This window comes from Mesorhizobium sp. M1A.F.Ca.IN.022.07.1.1 (genome assembly GCF_003997575.1).
Classification (GTDB): Bacteria; Pseudomonadota; Alphaproteobacteria; order Rhizobiales; family Rhizobiaceae; genus Mesorhizobium.
In genome coordinates, this window is record NZ_RZST01000035.1 from 21,168 (window position 1) to 27,256 (window position 6,089).

Here is a 6,089-nt window from a genome sequence, read left to right on the forward strand (position 1 = left end):
GCGACTCACGCATGGTCGCTGCACGGCGGGGCAATAAGGAGAAGCTAATGAAAAGCGACTTTGCCGCCGCCCACCTGCACCTCGACAGGGCCTGCCATTATCTGCGCGGCGACGACGAGACCAGCCGCACGGCGCTTGCGGCGCTCGACCTTGTGATCGAGGCGGTCGCGACCGCCCTCTATGCCCGGCCCGAGGCCGAAGTGGTGCCGTTTCCGATATCAGCCGCTCAGCGATAGGAAGCATCCATGACCGGCGGCCGGCAATGATGATTAACGGCCGATCAGATCGGTCATCGCCTCGATGACCTTGCCGGCCGCCGCCCCCGTCGCCGACCGATCATTGACGATGATCGAGATGCGAAACGGAATGTCGAACTCGATTGGCCTGAGCGCCAGTCCGAACTCGGAATAGAAGCCCGCAGTGAACGGATCGACCACAGCCAGCGAGCGGCCGCCCCTGACCAGCGCGCAAGCCAAGAATGACTGGAAGATGTCGGCGACGGTGTTGGCCGCGGTCACTTCGAGCAGCCTCGCGCCGTCGCGGCTGCGGCGGAAATAGAGCTCGCCCAGCGACACGAACGGATAGCGGGAAAAATCCTCCAACCGGACGCGCTCGCTCTCGGCAAGCGGATGCCTCTGGTCCATGACACAAACGCTATTGCGCTCGAAAGTGGCGACGCATTTGGCATCCAGGAAGGAAACGCCCGCGTCCACCAGGCCGACGTCGGTCAGGCGCGAGGCGACGGAGGAGACGATCTCCGTCGAGCTCCGCACCGCGATGGTGGTCCTGGCCTCTGGAAAGCGCGTCCGAAGCCGCTGGATCGCTTCCGGCACGATGTTGAAGGACATCGCCGCCAGCGTGCCGATGCGCACGACGCCGCGCTTCAGTTCCCTGATCTCCTGCGCCGCCATGATCAGATTGCGCGCGCCATGAAACGTCTTGCCGACCTCGCCGTAGAACAGCAGGCCCTGCTCAGTCGGAACCAGCCGACCGTGCGATCGATCGAACAGGCTGAGGCCGGTGTCGATCTCCAGCTCCTGCAGCAGCCGGCTGACGCTCGGCTGCGAGACGTTGAGCGCGATCGCAGCGCCCGACACGGAGCCGGCCACCATCGTTGCCTCGAAGGCCTCCAGTTGACGAACGCTGAGCCCGGAAAAACGCATCTCTTCCTCCCGGTATAGGATTAGCACATACCGGACCAAAATCTTGATCTTTGATTTCGCTGCGTTTCGGGCCCTAGCTGCAAGCTTGGCAGAAACGGACGGAGCCGTCGTGAAGCGAGCCAATGTCATCTTCATCTGTGCCGACCAGATGCGCTACGACGCGCTCTCGGTCACCGGCAACCGCGTCGCCCATACCGCAAACATCGACCGCATCGCCGCGCGCGGCGCAACCTTCCATCGGCATTTCACGCCTAACCAGATTTGCTCGCCAAGCCGAGCGACCATGGCAACAGGGCTCTATCCACGCCATCACGGATTGTGGCGCAACGGCGTGGCGCTCGACGATCGGCTCCCTAATCTGTGGCAGGCGCTGTCGCTTGCCGGATACGCCACAAAAGGCGTCGGAAAGCTGCACTTTCAGCCACTGCTCGCGCCCGTCGAACGCGGCATGCCGGAATCGCTTGCCTATTGGGAAAGGCCGGGCTGCGAGGACTGGCACGGTCCCTATTTCGGCTTCGATGCCGTCGACCTCGTCATGGGCGAAGCCAACGAAGCCACTCGCGCCGGCCACTACGCCGCCTGGCTCAAGCGCAACCACCCCGAAGTGGTGGACCTCTACGAGCCCGACGCCAGTCCCGACAGCCGGGCGCAGGATCTGAACGAAGTCTGGAAAAGCGCGGTGCCGCCCGAGTTGCACTACACCAGTTGGATCGCGGATCGGGCGATCGACTTCATCGAGCGCCAGGGCAAGCAGGCAGAGCCGTTCGGCTTGTTCGTCTCGTTTCCGGACCCGCACCACCCCTTCGCCCCGCCCCTGCCCTATTGCGACCTATTCCGACCGGAGCTGATGCCCACGCCGACCATCCGGGCGGGCGAGCTGGAGCGGATGCCGGCCTATCTCGGCGAAGGCGACGATCCGACCAAAGTGCCCTACATCGCCTCCGGCGAACAGCCGCGCGAGCAGGGCTTCCTCCTGCGCACCGACGATATCTCCGACGAAACGCTGGCCATCGCAATCGCCCACACGCATGGCATGATCCAGATGATCGACGATGCCGTCGGGCGGCTGCTCGTCGCACTGGACGACGTTGGCGTGCTCGACGACAGCTTCGTGCTGTTTACCGCCGATCATGGCGAGTTGCTCGGCGACCACGGGCTGCTGCGCAAGGGGCCACCGCCGTACCGACAACTGCTGCAGGTCCCGCTGGTTCTTAGCGGTCCAGGCATCCGCGCCGGAACAAGCCTCGATGCGCTGACCAGCCACCTCGACCTGTTCGCGACCATCGCATCGCTGCTCGGCCTGCCGGCGCCCGCGACCGACGGCACCGATCTCAAGCCGCTGATCGACGGCCGGGTCGCCGACGTCCGCGACTTCCTGTTCGGTGAATATCATCCGCGACGTGACGCCTGCCTCTACAACCAGTCGATCATCTCCAAGGAGTGGCGGTTCACCCGCTATCCCAACCAGCCGGCCTGGGGGGAGCTGTTCGATCTTCGCGAAGACCCCTGGGAGCACTGGAACCTGTTCCCCGAGCGAGCACTCGGCGCGCAGGCGCGCGCACTGAGCGCGGTTCTCGACCGGCGGCTGCCGCCACAGCCGCTGATGGTCAACGAAGTCCTTGGCGCCTACTGAACCAATGGGAGAATGACATGAACGACAGAAGCGTCTTCTCGAGCCTGGACAGCATGAACCGCCGCAGCTTCATCAAGACGGCCGCTGCGGCTGCCTTCGCCACGGCGGCGTTTCCACATACCGGCCTTGCCGAGGCGCCGCGCAAAGGCGGCGCGCTGCGCCTTGGCCTCAACGGCGGCAGCTCCGCCGACACGCTGGACCCGACGCAGCTGATCGGCACTTTTTCCATCAACGTGTCGCGGCAGGTCTACAACACGCTGGTGGAGATCGGCGATGACGGCAAGCCGGCGCCGGAGCTCGCGGCAAGCTGGGAAGCCAGCGACGGCAACATGCGCTGGATCCTCAATCTCAGGCCGGGCGTGCAGTTTCACAACGGCAAGACGTTCGACGCCGACGACGTCAAATACTCGCTGGGCCTGCATATCGGCGACAAGACCAAGTCGAAGGCCAAAGGGCTGGTCGCCGACGTCGCGGAAGTGCGGGCCATCTCGCCGACGCAAGTCGAGATCCTGCTCAAATCGCCAAATCCCGACATGGATTATGTGCTGTCGGATCTGCATTTCGCCATGGTGCCCGCAGGCTTCGCCGACTGGTCGAAAGCGATCGGCACCGGTCCGTTCAAGCTCACCGCCTTCCAGCCCGGCGTGCACGCCATCGCCGCCCGCAACGAGACCTACTGGCGCAGCGATCGCGGCCATGTCGATACGGTCGAATCGGTGGTGATCAACGACGCCGCGGCGCGCGTCTCGGCTCTTCAAGGCGGCTCGGTGCACATCGTCAACGGCATCGACTACAAGATCGCACCGCTGCTCAAGAAGGACCCCCGCGCCTATCTGCTGGTCACCGAAGGCAAGCAGCATTTCTCGCTGCCGATGGACGCCACGAAGGAGCCGTTCAACAGCCCCGATGTCGTGCTGGCGCTGAAGCACGCGCTCGACCGTGAGCAGATGGTGAAGCTGCTGATGGCCGGCTTCGGACGGGTCGGCAACGACCATCCGATCGCTGCCGGCGATCCGAGCTTCAATCCTAACATCGCGCAGCGCGCCTACGATCCGGACAGGCCCGTTTTCACCTCAAGAAAGCCGGCAAGAGCGATCTTACCCTCGAGCTGCACGCCGCCCCCGTGGCGTTCGAGCAGGCGGTCAACACGGCCGAGCTTTTCGCGCAATCGGCCAAGCCCGCCGGCATCACCATCAATGTCAAGCGCGAGCCCGATGACGGCTACTGGAGCGACGTGTGGCTGAAGAAGCCATGGGTGGCTTCCTTCTGGGCCGGGCGGCCGTCGGCGAGCATGATGTTTTCCTCCGTCTACGCCTCGGGCGCGCCGTGGAACGAAACGCATTGGAAGAACGACAGCTTCGACAGACGGCTGACGGAGTCGCGCTCATTGGCCGATCCGGCGAAACGCCGCGGCGTCTATTTCGAGCTGCAGCAGATGATCCATGACGAGTGCCCGACCATCATCCCGACCTTCGCCAGTTGGATCGACGCGGCGCGCCTGGAGGTGAAGGGATTCGTTCCCAACCCCAACTTCCTGCTCAGCGATCATCGCGTGGCCGAACGGGTCTGGCTGAGCGCATAAGAGCTTCCGCCGGAGAGCGTCAGCAGGAACATTTCTGCCGGCCCCACATTGTGCTATATGGGGTGTGGCCGGCTCAACGGCCGGCCACGGCGGGAGGCACGTGGCAAGGGGATGTCGCAGGTCCAGACCGTAAAGCCAGCCGAAGCAGCGGCGCCGCCTAGAGGCTCCGATGCGTTCGCGCTGAAGCTCACTTCCTCCGAATTCGCAACCACCATGTCGCATTTCCACCGCGCGGAAATCGGGCGCATGGCGGGCTGGCGCGACCGGCTCGACCGCACCAGCAATTGGGCGATCACCGTGGTGGCGGCGATGCTGTCCGTATCGCTGTCGACGCCCTCGGCGCATCACGGCGTGCTGCTCTTCGCCATGCTGCTCATCACGCTGCTTCTATGGATCGAAGCGCGGCGCTACCGGTTCTTCGACGTCTATCGGGCGCGGGTGCGTCAGTTCGAGCGCTATTACTTCGCGCAGATTTTTTCGCCGCAGCCGGACTTCGCCTCCAACTGGCTGGCCATCCTCGGCGAAGGCCTGCGATCGCCGCGCTTCCTCATCTCGCAGCGCGCGGCACTGGTCCGGAGGCTGCGCCGAAACTACGTCTTCATGTATACGATCCTGATGCTTGCCTGGGTCTTGAAGATCACCACGCCCAGCCTGCAGCGCGAAGGCTCGCCGATCGGCTTCAGCGCCTCGCTGCTCGACACCTTTCGCGTGGCGACGCTCGGTCCCATCCCCGGCGTCGTGGTGGTCTGCGGCGTCGTCGTATTCTATCTCGCGATGCTTGCCGCCGCCTTCCTGATGCGCGCCGACGACGGCGAACTGTCGTTCGGCGACGTGCATGTTTGAGCCTGGGGCGGCGGCCCTTGGTCTTTCAGGCAGCCCGCCGTTTCCACGCGCTCACAATCCCGGTGGCCTGACGAAACCGTCGGTGAGACGCGCCAGCGCTTTCGCCACGGCCAGCAGCTTCATGTCCGAATGGCGGCGGCCGACCAGCTGGGCGCCGATCGGCAGGCCCTCCCGGTCGACACCGATTGGAATGACGGCGGCCGGATGCCCGGTCAGGTTGAAGCGGCAGGCGTGGCTGAGCCCGCTCCAGTAGGGCGTCTCGATGCCGTCGACGGGGATCGGCGCACCCATTTCGCGGTGGCGGAAGGCCGTGCACATCATCGCCGGACAGACCAGCACGTCCCACCCGTCGAAGAACCGCTCCCAGGCAGCGATGAATTCGTCGCGCTGGTTGAGCGCCTCGAGATAGGCGGCCAGCGAGGGCGAGGTTTCACGCGGCTGCCGGAAGACCTGCGAATACCAGGTGATGAGATCGGAAAACAGCGCCCGCTCCGCCGCGAAATCGTGCTGCGGCAATGCCTGCCCTACCCGCGCGCGGCCGACCTCGATGGCGCCCGCGAAGCCTGCGATCGCGTCGGCGATGTCGAGCGCGGTCGGCACTCCGGGAAATTCGGGCGCGAAGGCAACCCTGAGCGTCCCCAGCGGCGGCTCCGGCGCCTCGTCCGTCGCCACCGGCGGCACTTCGGTGTCGAGACCGTCGGCTCCGGCGATGATGCGGTGGGCCAGGATGAGATCGTCGACATCGCGGGCCAGAGGCCCGATGTCGAACAGCAGGCGGAAGCTGCGCGGCAGGTCGGGCGGATCGGCGTAGCTGCCGGTGATCGGCACCGTCGCCTGCGTCGGCTTGAAGCCATAGACGCCGCACAGA

7 protein-coding genes are annotated in these 6,089 nt (G+C 65.1%); 5 read left to right on the top strand and 2 right to left on the bottom strand.

What is annotated here, in order from left to right:
* The first annotated feature begins 47 nt into the window (after positions 1-47).
* Positions 48-236 carry a hypothetical protein gene (locus EOA75_RS06925; protein ID WP_067322650.1) on the top strand — a complete coding sequence of 63 codons (189 nt, stop codon included), beginning with the start codon at positions 48-50 and terminating at the stop codon, positions 234-236.
* Positions 237-269: 33 nt separating this feature from the next.
* On the opposite strand, the gene EOA75_RS06930 is transcribed toward EOA75_RS06925, so the two are convergent.
* Positions 270-1,163, bottom strand: coding sequence for a LysR substrate-binding domain-containing protein (locus tag EOA75_RS06930; protein ID WP_164747298.1), 894 nt, complete (start codon positions 1,161-1,163; stop codon positions 270-272).
* A gap of 109 nt (positions 1,164-1,272) precedes the next feature.
* On the opposite strand from EOA75_RS06930, the gene EOA75_RS06935 reads away from it, so the two are divergent.
* The 4 genes from EOA75_RS06935 to EOA75_RS06950 all read left to right on the top strand — a co-directional run bounded on the left by EOA75_RS06935 (position 1,273) and on the right by EOA75_RS06950 (position 5,221).
* Complete coding sequence (locus tag EOA75_RS06935; protein WP_127323927.1) at positions 1,273-2,796, top strand: sulfatase-like hydrolase/transferase; 1,524 nt, start codon at positions 1,273-1,275, stop codon at positions 2,794-2,796.
* Positions 2,797-2,813: 17 nt separating this feature from the next.
* Entirely contained in the window at positions 2,814-4,040 is a 1,227-nt protein-coding gene (locus EOA75_RS06940; RefSeq protein WP_127323928.1) for an ABC transporter substrate-binding protein, read from the top strand.
* Between the two features lie 11 nt (positions 4,041-4,051).
* A complete protein-coding gene (locus EOA75_RS06945) occupies positions 4,052-4,378 on the top strand; it encodes a hypothetical protein (RefSeq protein ID WP_127323929.1) in 327 nt (108 codons plus the stop codon).
* A gap of 111 nt (positions 4,379-4,489) precedes the next feature.
* Entirely contained in the window at positions 4,490-5,221 is a 732-nt protein-coding gene (locus EOA75_RS06950; protein WP_082980653.1) for a DUF2270 domain-containing protein, read from the top strand.
* A gap of 51 nt (positions 5,222-5,272) precedes the next feature.
* Here EOA75_RS06950 and EOA75_RS06955 read toward each other — a convergent pair.
* Positions 5,273-6,089 (bottom strand): amidase (locus tag EOA75_RS06955; protein WP_164747299.1); only part of this gene is annotated, 817 nt, incomplete at its 5' end.